Consider the following 16,350-nt stretch of genomic DNA (forward strand, 5'->3'; position numbering starts at 1 on the left):
CTCCCCCCTCAGCCGAAATCAGAGGCCGACGGCGATGATCTCGCGGCCGTTGTAGTGCCCGCAAGCACCGCACAGCATGTGAGGGCGCTTGAGCTCACCACAATTGGAGCACTCATGGAAGGCATCAACCTTCAGCGCATCGTGGCTACGACGCATGCCCCGGCGGGAGGGCGAGGTCTTTCTTTTGGGGACGGCCATCGCGGCACCTGTTCCTGATCTTGAATTCGTCTACGGGCAAGCGCGATAGGCAAATCCGGACCAGCGCACACCCCCTGTTGGGGCGCCTTTTGGGTGGCGGCCCGACTGAAGATCGGCAGCAAGCTGGAATCGCCAATCGCGGGCGAAGGCGCGCCTATACGGATTTTTGGATGCTTTGCAAGCTCCAGGCCGCTAGGAGGACCGCGGGGTGTAACAACAATACCAAAGGGGAGATAACCTGATCATGACATTGCCCATCACGCTGCCAATCACTCTGGCCGCCGTTGCCGCGGCCGCGCTTATCAACATCTGGCTTTCGATCCGCTGCGGCCAGGTGCGCACAGCCGAGAAGGTCTCGGTTGGCGACGGCGGCAACGACAAGCTGATCCGCCGCATGCGTGCGCATGCCAATTTCAACGAGAACACCCCGCTCGTGCTGGTGATGATCGCCGCGCTTGAATTTGCGCACCCGGCGAGCACGCCGCTTGCCGCCGTCGCGGGTGTGTTCATGCTTGGCCGCGTGGCGCACGGGCTTGGCATGGACGGGGGCAGCTTCGGCATCGGCCGCATGATCGGCACGGTGATCACGCTGCTGACTCAGCTTGGCCTTGCCGTGTGGGCGATCATGAGCGCGATGGCATAAAGCCTACTGCATCAGATTGTAGTCGCTGACAAAGCTGTTGGTCTGACGTTCCCGGCCGAAGGTGCTGTTCGGCCCATGGCCGGGAACGAACATGATATCGTTGCCGAGCGGCCAGAGCTTCTCGGTGATCGAGGCGATCAGTTCCGCATGGTTGCCCATCGGAAAATCGGTGCGCCCGATCGAGCCCTGGAAGATGACGTCGCCCACCACCGCAAAGCGCGAGGGCTGGTGGACGAACACCACGTGGCCGGGGGTGTGGCCAGGGCAGTGGATCACGTCGAGTTCAACCTCGCCCACCGTCACCTTGTCACCATCGCCAAGCCAGCGGTCAGGCTCGAACACTTCGCCGCGGATGCCCCAGCGCTTGCCGTCTTCATCGAGCCGCGCAATCCAGAAGCGGTCCGCCTCGTGCGGGCCTTCAATCGGCACGCCGAGTTCCTTGGCGAGCACGCCGGTGATGCCGCAGTGATCGATATGGCCGTGGGTGACGAGCAGCTTCTCGATCGTGACGCCCGACTTTTCGATGGCCGCGCGCAGCCGCTCGATATCGCCGCCGGCATCGATGAACGCGCCGCGCATGGTCTTGGTGCACCAGATCAGCGTGCAGTTCTGCTGCAGCGGCGTGACGGGGATGATGGCGGCCTTGAGCGGCTGCTGGGTGGTGGTTTCGGTCATGGGGCTCAAAGTGGCGGCTGCCACGCGCCAAAGCAAGAGGCAGGCTAAGGGGTAAAAATCCTAGATGCGCCCACCCTTCCACACCACGCGGCCGAGCACGGCGACTTCGGTGCGGGGGCGCTCCATGCGCGGGTAGGCGGGATTGTCGCTGATGATCTGGACCGTGCCTGCAGAGCCCGGCTCAAGCCGCTTCACCAGCAGAACATCGTCGAGCCGGATCACATGGAGCCCGCTGCGCAAGGGGCGCGGTGAGCGGTCGACGAGGATCTCGTCGCCATCGCGCAAGGTGGGCTCCATCGAATCGCCCTCGACCTCGATCACGCTGAGCATGGCGGGCTCCAGCCCCTGCTGGCGCAGCCAGCGGCCCGAGAAGCGCAGGCGGTCAACCGGCGCGGCATCGAGTGCCAGCGTGCCCGGCCCGGCGGAGGCGCCGAGTGGCAGGCGCGGGATATCGGCCCAATCGGCGGTGCGGGCAGGCTGCCCTGCCCCCACCGTGAGCACGGTCTCGCGCGGCGGCGCGCCGAGTTCAGCCTCATCGACGCCGAAGAATTCGGCGAGGGTGCGGCGGTCGTTTTCCTCCAGCTTGCGCGGCGATCCCTTGCGCACGAACTGCTGGAGATAGGCGGCATTGCGGCCAAGCAGGCCCGAGAGCGCCGAAAGGCTCACCCCCCGCTCCGCCGCCAGCGCGATGAGGCGCGCGCGGGCGGGGTCCATCGGGGTTTCACCGGATTGCTGCGTCTCGAATCGGGAATTCATGGCCTAGCTCCATATTCGAAGGATTTTTCCTAGACCTGTAGGATTAACACGTCAACATAAGAAAAATCTTACATCGAGTCGTCACGGAGGTTCAGCCATGCTGATCAGGAAGATCGAACGGTTCCTTTCCCACCATGGCATGCCGCGCACGCGCTTCGGCCGCCTCGCCGCGCACGACCCGCGTTTTGTCGACGACTTGCGCAATGGCCGCGAACCCCGTCCCGCGACAGAAGCACGTGTAGAACATTTCATGAACACTTATCGGAGCGCCCGCCATGTGGCTTGATCGACTGTTCCCCGCCCTGCCCTTCGAGCGCAAGTCCGAACCCGAACCGCAATGTGCCCCGCACCCGCGCGTGCGGATCAGCCCCGGCGAACGCCTGCTGCGCGCGGTGGTCGCGCTGGCCGGCCCGCTTGCGGAGCTGATGGAGCACAGCGAGGCGCCCTGGGCGAGCGTGACCTTCGCCGGCACGCGCCACACCATCGTGCTGCGCTACGCGGGCTGGGAAGCCTGCGATGCGGCGGAAGAGTTCATGGCAACCCTGCCCGAGCACGAGTTCGCCATTCCGCGCACGCTGGTGGCCGATGCGGCGGTGGTGCGACTGGATCAGGTGCTGCTGCCCGAACCGTGCATGACGGTGGAGCTGGGGCTGCTGCTGCTGGACGATGTGTGAACGGACCCTGATATCTTCCTGCCCGTCATCCCAATCCCGCTCATGCCGAGCTTGTCGAAGCATCAGCCACACCGGTCGCGCCGGCACCCTTCGTCAGGCTCAGGGTGAGCGGGGTAAGAGCACTTTCCTGCCAATCCGGGTCACTTTGATCAACTCACGGCCGCGCCGCCATCAGTTGCGGCGCGGTCTCCGCCCCCACCCACAGGCTCATATCCACCGCGTTGCTCACCTTGAACGGCGTGCCGGACTTGCCGAGGAACAGCGCTTCCATCTCCTGCCGGTTGAACGGGCGCGAGCCGAGGCGGCCGAATACCGCGATCTGGCCGCCGGTCTCGTCCACGCCGCGATCACGGTCGAGGCCCTTGGAAAGCGCGACCGCGGGGCTTGGGATGCGGGCCCAGGCGATCAGTTCGGGCTTTGGTTCGGGCGAGAAGCCGTAGAAATTGGGCTGGCTGGCGGGTGAGGTCAGCTGGAGGACCTTCATCCCGTTGCGGCCATCGGCGACATAGGCAAACAACGAGGCGTTGGTGGAGGCGACGATCACGTCCTCCGCATCGTTGAGCGCGCCGCCCGCAGTGAAGGCCTGATAGATCGATGGCCGCGTCGGCGCGGTAACGTCGACAATCACAAGCCCCTGCTGCTTCGCCGCGACATAAGCGTATGTGCGCGCGAGATAGACGCGGCGGGCATCGGTGAGCGGCACTGTGGCAGACGGCACTGGCTGCGGCTTGGCAAGATTGGTCACGTCCATCAGCTCGAGGCCGTTCGCGGTCGTCACCCAGAGATAGCGGAACTGCACCGCCGTCGCGCGCGGATCGCGCAAGGGCACGACCGAGGTGATCTTCGGATCGAGGCAGGTCTCGCCGCCCTTCTTGTCTGAAACCTCGCAGGGGCTTGCAGGTGACCCCAAAGCGGGCTGGGGCTTGGTCAGGCGCACCGTCACCAGCGCCTTGTCGGTCAGGATATAGGCATAGTCCCCCGCGAGCGTGATGTGCCGCGCGCCGTTCAGCACGCCGTCCGGATTGAAGGTCAGCGCGCGGCGGAAGAAGTTGTTGCGGAACTCGCCGTCGGCCAGCGTATCGACGTTGACCGCGATCAGGCCCTCCACCGCATCGGTGACGAAGGCGTAGTGGTAGATCGGCGAGAACGGCTGCTCCTGGTTCGCCTCGCGCATATCGGGCGTGTTGCGGGTAGGCGCGATCGACTGGTTGGTGGGGAGCGCCATGCAGGTGGCGTTGGTGGTATCGACATGCGTATCCTGCCCGAGCGGCGAGAACGGCGCGGTCACGATGCGTTCGGAGAAGCCTTTGTCGCCAATCGCGGCGATATCATAGGCGCGGAAGCCACCCTTGCCTTCAGCGACGAACATGTATTCGCCGCGCATCTGCAGGCAGCGCACCGCGTCCGAAGTGCCCTTGGTGACGTTGGTGAACTCTTCGCGGCCCGTGGTCTCGCCCGCAAGGTGCTTGTCGAAGATCGCGCCGCGGGTCCAGTTCCTGAGCTCGCGGCCATTCTTTTCGACATGCTGCTTGTAGAAATCCGGATAGGCATAGCGGTGGAGGTAGCTGCCGATCACTGCCTGCGGCTCCTCCCACTCGGTCACGCGCACGGCTTCAAACCCGCCATCGAGCCCGAACCAGGCGTTCATGCCGACGAAGTTGACGGTATTGGTGCCGAGCAGCAGCAGTTGCGCCATGATCGCGTTGTTGTCGTCATCCTTGCTGAGGTGGCAATCGGTGCACTGCTTGGTTTCAGCCGTGCGCACGGTGTGCGGGAAATGCGGCGCGAAAGCCTGGCTGGAATAGCCGGGCGAGGAAATCGGCGGCTGCTGCACGTAGATCCGCTCGCGGTTGATATTGGTCGAGGAGAGTATCAGCGCCGAGGTCGAGCGGATCGGGGCGGTGATCGCCTTGCCTGATATCGGATTGCCCGAGGCATCGAACTGCACCGGATCGGAGCCCGAAGACTTGCTCATCTGGTGCTTGCCGAGCTGGAACATATCATCGCGCGCGACCTGCGGGTTATAGGTCGCGTAGTTGCGGGTGTAGTCTTCCTCGTACTTGTGCGTGGCGGACTTCCAGTTGGCCTCGATCGGCAGGTGGCAGCCAGCGCACGATGTGGTCCACGAGAGGTGGCAGGTGAAGCAGGCCATGTCGTCGTCGCCATGCGCGCGCTCGGCCTTGGGCACGCCGAGGCCGAAGCGGAACAGGCCGTCATCTGCGCCGGACTTGCCCATCAGCTTGGCACGGGCGGCCTTGGGGTTGAACACCGGCTTGCCACTCGGCTCGGTTAGCCCGGCATACTGCGGATCGACCGATTCCTTGACGAGGCTGACGCGCCACGAAAGCCGCGGATCAATGATCGAGCGCTGGATGAGCACGCGGCGGCCGCTCTCGGTGCTCCACTCGAAGCGGCGCTGGCCGTCCATGTTGCGCAGCAGCGCGAGGTTCTCGCCCTTCTCCGGCGCGGCGAGGTTCGAAGTCATCAGTGTCGGGTAGGCATCGGGCGTGCCGTGGCAATCCTTGCAGCCGATCGAGACGGCATTGGCGACTTCACCGTAGATCAGCCCGTTGCCGTGGCTGTCTTGCGCGAAGTGACAATCGGCGCACTGCATGCCCAATTGCGCATGGATATCCATCATGTGGACGGACTTGCCGGGATTGTCCGGCCCCGGCTCGACGAACTTGCCTTCGCCTGCCTTGCGCCACTTCTCGGGATCATCCGGCGAAATGATATGCGCGGTGTCGGTGCCATACGTTGACATGTCGCCGCCCGCATCGAGCAGGTTGCCGCGCCGGTCGCGCTTGAGGATCGCACGGAAGTTCCAGCCGTGGCCGTGGTAGTCGGCGAACTGGGTATCCTTGTTGTCCTTGTTGAGATCATAGACGTTGCGCAGGAATTCCACATCGCGCCACAGGCCGCGAGGAGACGCACCCTCGGGGTTGCGGTCGAGCACTTCGCGTTGCTCGGCCATGTTGGGGTAGACCTGCTTTCTGAACGCCTTTTGCCAATCGGCATCGGAAACGCCCGTCGGCCTTGGCGCGGTGTTTTCCGGTCCCGGCCACATGCGCGGCGCATCGGATTCATAATCCCACATCGTGTAGCCGAGGAACGAGTTCAGGAAGATGTTGGGCTGGTGCATGTGGCAGTTCATGCACTGCGCGGTGGGGATCGCGCGGGTGAAGGCGTGGACCAGCGGGTGGCCGCGTTCGCGCTCGGCCATCGGGACGGGGCCTGCGGCGTGCCCACCATGATCGAGCCCGGCGGCGGCGTGCGCTTCGGCCTGGCTGAGCTTGTGCTCGTCCGTCGTGCCGTGCGGCGCAGGGCCTTCGGCGGGGGCGTAAACCAGCTGCTCGGCGCTGGCGATGGCGCGGGCGCAATCGCCAGCGCGGTCGGCGCTTTCCTCGGGATCGGTCGCGTCGCCGCCCAGGTACTTGCCATGGCCGCCGAGCACGGTGCCGCGTACACGCTCCTCATGCGGATGCTTCGCCGCGTCATAAGTACCGTAAGCGCCGCTGCGATGCTCGCCTTCGCGCAGGGAATTGATCGCGGGGTCGGCGGTGATCGTCTGCCCGTCTCGCCCGCACTTCGCGTAGTTCAGGCTGTGGCGCGGTTCGCGGTCGTTGGCGTAGATCACGTGGCAGGCGGCGCAGCCCGAGGAGCGGTAGTCGCCCGGCTGGTCGTTGGTGCCCATCTGGAACAGGAACGGATCGTTGAGCCGCGTCTTGTGGATGTTGAGCACCGGGATCGCGACGCGCAGGCCGGTGGCGGGGCCGCGGTTGGACTGCTTGAGATCTGGGCGGCCCGGTTCCTCCAGCCGCTGGATCGCGCCGGTGGAGTTGGGCAGGCCGATTTCGGGGAACTGCGGGTTGATCGTGCGGCCGCCATCCTCGAACACGCGGAAGATGTCGCCCGGCGGGATCGTGTGCCACGTGGGCAGGGGATAAAGGATCGGCAGCGCGCCGCGCGCCTTTTCGGCTGGCGTCACAGTGCCCCACATCGGTTTGCCATCGGAGCCGATCTGCTTCGAGGCGGACTTCAGCAGGGCGGGCTCGCCGCCGCGCGTGAAGCTCTCGCCGAACATGTAGTTTTTGAAGGGCACGATGCCGTTGTTATAGGCCGCGCCGCCCCACAGCATCGCGCCGGTGCTCATCAGCGAGCGCTCGGACGCCTCGATGATGCCCATGTGGCACGCCCCGCAGGAATCGCGCGCGACGCGGTAGTCCGAGGGGTTCACGAAGCGGATGAATTCGGGGCTTTCGCGCGCGAGCAGCGCGTAGGAGCGCTTCGGGTTTGCCGAGCTGGGCCAACCCCAAGCCACAGGGAAGCGCGGCAGGACATGCGCGTCCTTCATCGCCGCGACATAGTCCATCGAGCCGCGCGGCCACTTGCGGTCCGCCACGACCCGCGTGTTGCCGCCATGGCAATCGGCGCACGAAAGCACCACGGCGGGGCTGGCGTGCATCGTGCGGTGATCGCTCTTCGTGTGGCAACTCACGCAGCCCGCGTTCTGCTGGTCGACATAGGCCCATTGCTCGGCCGCCGTCTCACCCGGCTGGCCGCGCGGTGCGGGCGGCGCGCGGGTGTAGGTGATCTTCTGCGCCGCTTCCTCGCCCGAGGCCCGGAGCGCACTCGGCACCGCCAGCGCGCCGGACAGCAAGGCCAGCCAGACCAGCAAAGTCTTCATGGTCGGCCGGTTGCCCATCAGAACGCCAGCGTCAGGTTGCCGAGCACGGAGTAGAACTGCGTGCCGTGACCGCGCTGGTCGAACAGGTCACGGAAGCCCTTGCCCGCCTCCAGCACTGCGCCGGACAGGCGGAACACCACGTTCTGCGCTGCCATTGGCCGCCATGTGGTTGCGAGCGAAAGATCCCAGCCGATCGAGCGGGGAATCGAGCCCTCGTTGCGCAACTCCTGCAGCACCGCGGTATTGGCGAACCACAAGTGGTTGGCATTGGCAGTCAGGCGGAAATTGGGGGTGAGATCGAAATCGCCGCCCACCCCGGCCAGTGCGGTGCCCGGATTGAGGAAGTTCGATTGCCCCTGCTCCTTGGACGAGCGCAGCGAATTGAGGATGCCGTTGCGCCCATTGATCCCGATCACGCGCCCGCCGCCGGCAAAGGGGATCGTCTGGCGGATCCAGTAGGAAGTATCCGCGCCCGCGAACTGCGGGTTCTCGAAGATCGCGTCGAAGCCCTTCTCGACGTTGTCGTAGGGATCACTGTCACCGCTGGCATAGAGCGCCGAGACGCGCAGGCGCGCCCAATTGCGATCGTAGCTTAGCTCCGCCGCACCGAAGAAGGCGCTGATCCGCGCAGGCTCGCTGGTGAGGACGTTGTTCCGGTCCTTGCCGAAAGCGCAGTAGAACTGCCCCGTCAGATTGAGCCGGCCCACATGCCCGTCCACCCCGTAGCCGAGGTAGAGCACATGGTAGCGGCGCGGGCGCAAATCGCCGATCAGTGCCGGGCGGACCGGGAAGCCATTGGCATCGGTGGTGATGCGTGTTTCGCGGTTAATGTTGTAGGTTGCGGAAATCTGGCTGGTGAGCCCGACGAACGGGAAGTCCTGCCGATAGATGTTGCCGGTGAGGATCCAGTCCTTGCGCATCGGCGCGGCGATGTTGTTGAGGCCGGAATTGGTTTCCTTCTCGATCCGCCAGAACCACGCCAGATTGAACTGCATGCGGTTGTTGTCGCGGTTGCCGAACATCCGCACGCCAAGCTGGTTGTCGTTGAACAGGAAACCGCGAAAGTCCGCCTGGAACGGCTGGATGCCCATGCGCAACGAGACGAAATCGAACCGGCTCGAATCGAACCGGCCGAGGTGGTAGTCGATGAAGGCTTCCTGCAGGCCGATGAAACCGTCGGTGCGCTTGGTCCCCTTCGACGGCTCGACATAGAGCACGCGCCGCTCGGGCACCTGGACATGGTTGATGTTGCCCGCGATGGCCACGCGGTATTCGACCACCGGCGGCTTGAACGCCGTCTCACCCTTGAGCAGCGAGAACCCGGCGATGAAGGTCTGCGACAGCACGAGGCTGTGGCTGCGGCCGAAGGTATCGTTGAAATCAGGGTCGGTCGTCGTCTGGTTGCCGACGGGAATCGGGAAGCTGCGCGGCTCGACCACGGTGTCGGACACGGCATTGGCGATGAAGTACCAGTCATCGCCCTTGAGGAAGCCCGGCTTCTTGCCCGCCGCGAGCGGACGGTCGCCTTTCAGCGTGTTGTGATGGAAGGGATCGAGCCCGGAATGGCAGACATGGGCGAGGCGCGGGAACAGCGTGTAGAGCGCTGAGTTCACCTTCCCGGTGGCGGTGTCCTTCTTCGGGCAGAGCGAGGACGTGATGCGCCAGCGATCAGGCACGCCGGTATCGACGACGAGGTCCGAGGGCGAACCCTCCCCGTCCCACTTGTCGTAGAATGCTTCGGGCGGCGGGGCATTCACCGCGCCGGGATTGTCCTGCTCGACCTTGTCCGGCAGCGTCTTCTGATATCCGGGGCGGCGGCGGCCATCGATCAGCGCGCCATCGGCGGTTGCAGGCCCGGCAGCGGGCGCATCGGCTGGAGGCGCATCGGCTGGAGGCGGGGCAGCCTCTGCCACCGGCGCGGCGAGCGCGAGCATCGGGGCAACTAAGGACGCGAACGCGCTCACAGCCCGTCGCAGACGTTTTGCGCCGAGGTATCGAGGAATGGCGCAAACGGGCAATTCACATAGCGCAGCCGCACGCCGACGCCCACGTTCACCACGATCCGGTCCGACCGCATGGTCTTGGGCGCATTGCCGATGCTGCCCACCTTCTTGCCGCCGTTGCTGGCGCCGAGGAACGCGATCATGTCGTCCTGATCGATGCCGTCACCCGAAACACCGATGGCGCCGACCAGTGTGTTGCCGCGGTAGATCGGCACCGCGCCGGGAAATATCTGGATCCCGTTGGCGAGGCGCTGCTGGCCGCTGGGTGCCTTGGGTACGTTGGTGCAGATGGCCGAACCCAGCGTTTTCGCGATCAGCGCAGTCTGCAGCCCGGTGGCAAAGGGGCTGTACCGGGCAATCGGCACCGAAAGCGGGCCGTTCGGGCGGCCGACTTCGCCATCTGGGAAATAGGGCCGCGCGAGGAGGCCGACCGCGCGGTTCGAGAAAGCGGACTTGCCGGTGAGCGCGGCATTGTCGGCAAGGAAAGTGCGCGTCGCCGCGACCGTTGGCGCGACCCCGAGATCCGGGTCGGCAAACAGGAGCGTGCCAGCCTTGCTGTTCGAGAAAAACGCCACCGTGCGGGCCTTCTGCAGCGAAACGTCCGTGCCGAAGATCGGCGCATCGGGGCTGCGGACAAGGCCGAGCGGGGTGCCCCACGTGTCGACCACCGAGATCGAGACTTGCGCGGGCGTATCGAGCGGGCGGCGGATCTGCGCGCGGGCTCGGCTCATGATTTTGAAGGCCTCTTCCAGCACCGCGCGAACCTCGGCCGGGCTCAGCGCGCTCCCGACTTCGGCGGCATCCGCGCCGCCACGGATCGGGAAGCGGTTCGCGCCGTTCCCATCGCTCAGGACGAAAGCCTCGGGATTGGTGAATTCGCTCGCCCTTGCGACGCGGATGCCGCTCCGCTCCGTGCCATAGGCAGCGCCGGGGAGAATGGCCGTGCCGGCGTAGAAACCCGCGACCGCAATGAGCGCCCCGGCCCCCGCACCGAGCGCCGCGAAGCTTGATTGCAGCGGGTGCAGCTGGCTCGTCGTGGCATCGGAGAACCGCAGCGTGGTGCCATCGACCGGGATGCGGTCAGCCCGGATCGTGATTGGCGGGACAAAGCCCTGTTCGCCTGCCAGAGCCACGACTTCGTCGAGGTCCTTGTCGAAATCGAGCACATTGGGATCGAAGCCGTAGATCCCGTCCGCCATCACGCCGATGCCGCCGACGACCACACCGCGCTTGTAGAGCGGCAGACCGCCCGGATCAGCCGCAAGGCCGAGCGGCGAGCGCTTGGGACCGATCATCGCCGTCGGCACGGCGGGATTGCCGGGAAAACGCGTGTTGAGATCGGAGCACGGCAGCTGGCTGAACTGCACACCGAACAGCGGCCCGCTTTCCAGCCCCGGCGTGCTCGGCGCGGGCGGGAAATGCTGCTGCACGATCATCGAGGCGGTGCGGGTGGAAAACGCGTTGCCGCCCGAGGAGAGATAGGCTGCGGTGATCGCCTTGGCGATTGCGCCCGCTTCAGAAGGGAAAGTCGTCGCGGGAAGCTGGGTCGGCGCGGTGATGCGCATCGTGGTGCCCGCGCCGGTCATGCGATACACCGCGAGCACGTTGCCCACCCGGTCAACCACCGCAATCGTCGCCTTGGCGCCGCGCGCTCTGGCCTCGCCCACAGCCTGCGCAATGACCTTCTGCACATCGGCAATGGTCAGCGCCTCAAGCGCGGGCGCGGTGTAGACGGCGGCAGCGGCGCTGCCTGCCGCGACCGGAGCAAACCCCGACAGGACCATGCCGATCAGCGCGAGCCAGGCCGCCAGATGTGCGGGCAGTTTGCGAAGGGCCATCAGCGAAGACTCCGAATGGAACGGACCGCACCGCCGAGCGCCCGGCGGAAGGCAATCGGCTGGAAGGCGTTGGGATCACGCACCGCGGCATAGGCCTGGTTGATCTGGATGCGCAGGTTGCCAGCGCTGCCGACCGTCACCATGCCAGCGTTGACCATGCCGTTCAGCAGCGTATCGAGCGCCATGACCGACTGGACCGAGCCTTCGTAGTCGGTGAAGCGCTCGGAAATCGCGTCGCTGGCGATGGTGTCGATCACGGTAAAGGCCTGATCGCGGCTGAAGGCGGTTGCGGCAAAGCGCGCGGAGAGCGCCCCGGCTGTCTGCCGCAGCGCCTGCGCCGCCGCCACAGTCTCGCTGCGGCCCATGCCCATCGCGCGATGGAAGGCCTTGGAGCGCGCGTCGAACGTCGCCGCTTCGCCGGGCGCGACAACACGCGCTGCTGCGAGCAGCAGGATCATGTTCTCGTCATTCCAGGGCGGCATGCCGGCGTGGATCGGACGGCCCGGATTGGGCACCGCGCTAACGCTTGCCTCGTCGCCGTCGGTAATGCGGCGGTGGCACGAATGGCAATCGTAGAACGTGAACTCGGGAAAAACGCCGTCGCTGGCCTTGGCTGGTTGCAGATAGAGCGAAAGCCCGCGTGAAACCGCCTCGGCCTGCCCGATCGCCCACATCTGCATCGAATTGGTCTTGCGCCCCTTGCGCTGGGCATAGTCCGCGTCCTCATCGTGGTGTTGCTGCAAGGTGCTGAACAGATCGAGTTCGAACGAGATGCGCGGGTGGCCCGCCGCCATGATGCGGTGTGCGATAAACTGGCCCTGCCCATCGCCCGAAAGGTGGCAATCGAGACAGACCCCAGCGCGCACGCGAGGCACCGTCAGGTCGGTCATCCCCTGCGCCACGTTGCGCGCATGACTGGTGCCCACAGTGTAGTGTGTGGCGAGCCAACCGCCGCCGGGGCCCGCGCCGGCATTGCCGTGGCATGCCTCGCAATCGACACCGTCCGCCAGCTTGGCCGCGCCTTGTGAAGCATGGCAGCCGGCGCATTCGCGCACGAGCCCGGCGCTATCCAGCCCGAGGCGTCGGGCAATCGCGACTCCGCGCGGTTCGCCGATCACGCGCCAGGCACGGCTATGCGCGCCGGTGGGGGAGCTTTCCTCCTGCCAGCGCAGGAGTTCATCCTGGCGGATCGGGGTGCCGCTGGCGACGCTGCGGCCATGGCAGGTCGAGCCGGCGCAGCTTGCCACGCCCATGTGCGCGCGCGCCGTGCCGCCATCGGAGACGGTCTGCGCCTTGAGCGGTGCAGGATGCAGCGCCAGCGCCGCGCCTAGTGCAAGCAACGCGAGCGCCAGACATGCCAAGCCTGCCATGAACGGGGCTCTCAGCCCACCGCGAAGGGCAGCCTCGGACGGCCGCGCCAATGTCGAAATGCCCCCCATTGCCCCTCGTTTCCTGCGCCCGGCGCTCAGTGCGGAGGAACCATTGCGGCCCTCACCGCGCGCAGGACGCGACCTGACAGGGCGACCCTTGAACCACTGGTTACGCCAGACCGCGCATGCCGTTCAAGCGGCGAATGGCACCGGCTTCCTCCATTTGCGAGGTACTTGCCGGTCAGACCCTGCGGATCACCAGATTGCGGATCTCGCTCATGTCTTCCATCGCGAAGCGCACACCCTCGCGCCCGAGCCCGGAATCCTTGACCCCGCCGTAGGGCATGTTGTCGACGCGGTAGCTGGAGACGTCGTTGACCACCACGCCGCCGACCTCGAGGTGATCCCAGGCCTCAAGCACCTTGTGAATATCGCGGGTGAAGATACCTGCCTGCAGGCCGAACTTGCTGTCGTTGACCTCGGTCAGCGCTTCGTTCCAGTCGCTGAATTTCGAGAGGAGGACGACCGGGCCGAACGCTTCCTCGGTATAGACCTCCATGTCGCGGCTGCAGCCTTCGAGCAGCGTGGCTTCCAGCATCGCGCCTTCGCAGCCGCCGCCCGCCAGCAGCGTCGCGCCGCCCGCAACGGCTGCATCGATCCAGCTCTTGAGGCGCTGGGCTTCCTTGGCCGAAATCATCGGACCGATGAAGGTATCGCGCGCCTTGGGATCGCCGGAGATGAGGGTTTTCACCTTGGCCGCCAACATGGCCCGGAAGGTATCATAGATGCTTTCGTGGATGATCACGCGCTGCACGTGGATGCACGATTGGCCCGATTGGTAGTAACCGCCGAACACGATGCGGGCGAGCGCATGATCGATGTCGGCATCGGCATCGACGATCACCGCCGCATTGCCGCCGAGTTCGAGCACGACCTTCTTCTTGCCGGCCTTGGCCTTGAGATCCCAGCCGACGCCCGGCGAACCGGTGAAGGAGAGCAGCTTGAGCCGCTCGTCGGTGGTGAAGAGCTCCGCCCCGTCGCGAGTGGCGGGAAGGATCGAGAAGGCGCCTTCGGGCAGGATATCGCACTCCGCCAGCACTTCGCCCATGATGATCGCGCCGAGCGGCGTGAGGCTGGCGGGCTTCATCACGAAGGGGCAGCCCACCGCGATGGCGGGCGCGATCTTGTGCGCGGCCAGATTGAGCGGGAAGTTGAACGGCGAGATGAAGCTGCACGGCCCGATGGGAACGCGCTTCCACATCCCCATGTAACCCTTTGCCCGCGCAGAGATATCGAGCGGTTGGACCTCGCCGTAATTGCGCGTTGCTTCCTCGCTGGCGATGCGGAACGTATCGATCAGGCGGGTGACTTCGCCTTCCGCGTCCGCAATCGGCTTTCCGGCTTCAACGCAGAGCGCATAGGCCAGTTCGTCGAACCGTTCGATGAAGCGCCGCACGCAGTGGGCCAGGACATCGCGCTTCTCGTAACTCGCCAGCCGCGCCATCGGCTCTGCCGCGCGCACCGCGCCGGCAATCGCCGCGTCGATCACATCGGGCGTGGCGAGCGCGGTGCGGAACGCGACCTCGCCGGTGAACTTGTCCGTCACGACAAGATCGGTGTTGGGCTGGACCGCCTTGTTGTTGAGATAGAGCGGGTAGACGTCCTTGAGGTGGGTCATGGCTTGTGGCTCCCCCCTCCCGCTTGCGGGAGGGGCCGGGGGAGGGAATGTTCGGGAACGACGCAAACACGCCCTCCCCTGGCCCCTCCCGCAAGCGGGAGGGGAACAACGTGCGCTTACAGCGCCCTCGAAAGCGCCTTGATATCCTTGTTCAGGATCTGGTCGTTCTCCGAGTAATCGACCGGGCAATCGATCAGGTGGACACCAGGTGTATCGCAGCAATGCGCGAGGAGTTCCTTGAGGTGCGCGGCGCTTTGCGCGCGGTGGCCATGCGCGCCGTAGGCCTCGGCGTATTTCACGAAGTCCGGATTGCCATAAGTCAGGCCGAAATCCGCAAAGCCCATGTTGGCCTGCTTCCAGCGGATCATGCCATAGCTGCTGTCATTCAGGATCAGCACGGTGAGATTGAGCCGCAAGCGCACCGCGGTTTCCATCTCCTGGCTGTTCATCATGAACCCGCCATCGCCGCAGATCGCCATGACCTTGCGCTGGGGATAGAGCATTGCGCTCATCATGGCTGAAGGGAGCCCCGCCCCCATCGAGGCGAGCGCATTGTCGAGCAGCACGGTGTTCGGCCGGTAGGCGGTGTAGCCGCGCGCGAACCAGAGCTTGTAGACGCCGTTGTCGAGGCAGATGATCCCGTCATCGGGCATGCACTCGCGCACCTGCTGAACAAGATGCGGCGGGAAGATCGGGAAGCGCGCATCGGCGGCGAGCGGGGCATTGTGCGCCAGTTCGGCGGCGCGATATTCCAGCATCTTGCCGCAGGTCCAGCTGCCATTGGGGACAATGTCCTCCTTCATCTGCCAGATCGCGTTGGCGATATCGCCGATCACTTCGATATGCGGGAAATAGACCGGATCGACTTCGGCGGTCTTGGACGAGACGTGGATCACCGTCGGCCCGCCCTCACGCATGAAGAACGGCGGCTTTTCAATCACATCATGGCCGATGTTGACTATGCAGTCGGAGTCCTCGATTGCGCGGTGGACGAAGTCTCCGGCAGAGAGCGCGGCGCAGCCGAGGAACTTGGGGTGGCGCTCATCGATCACCCCCTTGCCAAGCTGGGTAGTGAGGAAGGGGATGCCGGTCTTCTCGACGAACTGGAGCAGCATGCGCCCGGTCATCGTGCGGTTCGCACCCGCGCCGATCACCAGCACGGGGGACCTCGCCGCCTCCAGCGCATTCACCGCCTGGCGCACCGACTTGGGATCGGCACTGGGGCGGCGGACCATCGAGCGCTTGAGGGGGTGTGCCTCCGTGCGCTCGTCGGCGATATCCTCTGGCAATTCGATATGCGTGGCGCCTGGCTTCTCTTCCTCGGCAAGGCGATAGGCCTCGCGCACCCGGCTCGGGATATTGTCGGAGCTCGCCATCTGGTGGGTGAACTTGGTGATCGGCCCCATCATCGAGACAACGTCGAGGATCTGGAAGCGGCCCTGCTTCGATTTCTTGATCGGCTTCTGGCCGGTGATCATCAGCATCGGCATGCCGCCCAGCGTGGCATAGGCCGCCGCGGTCACGAGGTTGGTCGCGCCCGGTCCCAGCGTCGAAATGCACACGCCGGTCCTGCCGGTGTGGCGGCCATAAGTCGCGGCCATGAAGCCCGCGCCTTGCTCGTGGCGCGTGAGGATGAGCTTGATCTTCGTGGAGCGCGAGAGCGAATCGAGAAAGTCCAGGTTTTCCTCTCCGGGCACGCCGAAGATGTATTCGCACCCCTCTTCCTCGAGGCATTCGACAAACAGGTCAGAGGCTTTCTTGCCCCCGGAAACATTGCCAGCGCCGTCGCTCATATGCTTGCTCCACCGCGGGAGCCCGCAGCCGCGCC

Annotated in this window: 12 protein-coding genes; 3 read left to right on the top strand and 9 right to left on the bottom strand. The window is 65.4% G+C overall.

The genetic code is table 11. From position 1 onward, the window contains the following. Positions 1 to 18: 18 nt before the first annotated feature. Complete coding sequence (rpmF, locus tag Q0071_RS16220) at positions 19 to 198, bottom strand: 50S ribosomal protein L32 (RefSeq protein WP_292930218.1); 180 nt, start codon at positions 196 to 198, stop codon at positions 19 to 21. A 244-nt stretch (positions 199 to 442) separates the two neighbouring features. Between rpmF and Q0071_RS16225 the strand changes: the two genes are divergently transcribed. Then, entirely contained in the window at positions 443 to 841 is a 399-nt protein-coding gene (locus tag Q0071_RS16225; RefSeq protein ID WP_298171759.1) for an MAPEG family protein, read from the top strand. A gap of 3 nt (positions 842 to 844) precedes the next feature. On the opposite strand, the gene Q0071_RS16230 is transcribed toward Q0071_RS16225, so the two are convergent. After that, positions 845 to 1,516, bottom strand: coding sequence for an MBL fold metallo-hydrolase (locus Q0071_RS16230; RefSeq protein WP_298171762.1), 672 nt, complete (start codon positions 1,514 to 1,516; stop codon positions 845 to 847). 60 nt (positions 1,517 to 1,576) lie between these two features. Then, positions 1,577 to 2,272 (bottom strand): S24 family peptidase, encoded by a 696-nt coding sequence (locus tag Q0071_RS16235; RefSeq protein WP_298171766.1) that lies wholly within the window; start codon positions 2,270 to 2,272, stop codon positions 1,577 to 1,579. A 97-nt stretch (positions 2,273 to 2,369) separates the two neighbouring features. Between Q0071_RS16235 and Q0071_RS16240 the strand changes: the two genes are divergently transcribed. Continuing rightward, positions 2,370 to 2,558 carry a hypothetical protein gene (locus tag Q0071_RS16240; RefSeq protein ID WP_298171769.1) on the top strand — a complete coding sequence of 63 codons (189 nt, stop codon included), beginning with the start codon at positions 2,370 to 2,372 and terminating at the stop codon, positions 2,556 to 2,558. Further along, positions 2,548 to 2,946, top strand: coding sequence for a hypothetical protein (locus Q0071_RS16245; RefSeq protein ID WP_298171772.1), 399 nt, complete (start codon positions 2,548 to 2,550; stop codon positions 2,944 to 2,946). Before Q0071_RS16240 ends, Q0071_RS16245 begins: the two co-directional genes overlap by 11 nt. A gap of 154 nt (positions 2,947 to 3,100) precedes the next feature. On the opposite strand, the gene Q0071_RS16250 is transcribed toward Q0071_RS16245, so the two are convergent. The 6 genes from Q0071_RS16250 to Q0071_RS16275 all read right to left on the bottom strand — a co-directional run bounded on the left by Q0071_RS16250 (position 3,101) and on the right by Q0071_RS16275 (position 16,315). Beyond that, the gene (locus Q0071_RS16250) at positions 3,101 to 7,633 is read right to left on the bottom strand and encodes a hypothetical protein (protein WP_298171775.1); all 4,533 of its coding nucleotides are present in this window, start codon (positions 7,631 to 7,633) and stop codon (positions 3,101 to 3,103) included. A 17-nt stretch (positions 7,634 to 7,650) separates the two neighbouring features. After that, a complete protein-coding gene (locus tag Q0071_RS16255) occupies positions 7,651 to 9,567 on the bottom strand; it encodes a hypothetical protein (RefSeq protein WP_298171778.1) in 1,917 nt (638 codons plus the stop codon). 26 nt (positions 9,568 to 9,593) lie between these two features. Beyond that, positions 9,594 to 11,420 (bottom strand): heme-binding protein, encoded by a 1,827-nt coding sequence (locus tag Q0071_RS16260; protein ID WP_298171843.1) that lies wholly within the window; start codon positions 11,418 to 11,420, stop codon positions 9,594 to 9,596. 53 nt (positions 11,421 to 11,473) lie between these two features. Further along, positions 11,474 to 12,844, bottom strand: coding sequence for a hypothetical protein (locus Q0071_RS16265; protein WP_298171780.1), 1,371 nt, complete (start codon positions 12,842 to 12,844; stop codon positions 11,474 to 11,476). A 241-nt stretch (positions 12,845 to 13,085) separates the two neighbouring features. Next, the gene (locus Q0071_RS16270) at positions 13,086 to 14,522 is read right to left on the bottom strand and encodes an aldehyde dehydrogenase family protein (protein WP_298171783.1); all 1,437 of its coding nucleotides are present in this window, start codon (positions 14,520 to 14,522) and stop codon (positions 13,086 to 13,088) included. A gap of 116 nt (positions 14,523 to 14,638) precedes the next feature. Further along, positions 14,639 to 16,315, bottom strand: coding sequence for an acetolactate synthase large subunit (locus Q0071_RS16275; protein ID WP_298171787.1), 1,677 nt, complete (start codon positions 16,313 to 16,315; stop codon positions 14,639 to 14,641). Positions 16,316 to 16,350 lie beyond the last annotated feature (35 nt).

It is taken from the genome of Novosphingobium sp., assembly GCF_027486195.1.
Taxonomy (GTDB): Bacteria; Pseudomonadota; Alphaproteobacteria; order Sphingomonadales; family Sphingomonadaceae; genus Novosphingobium.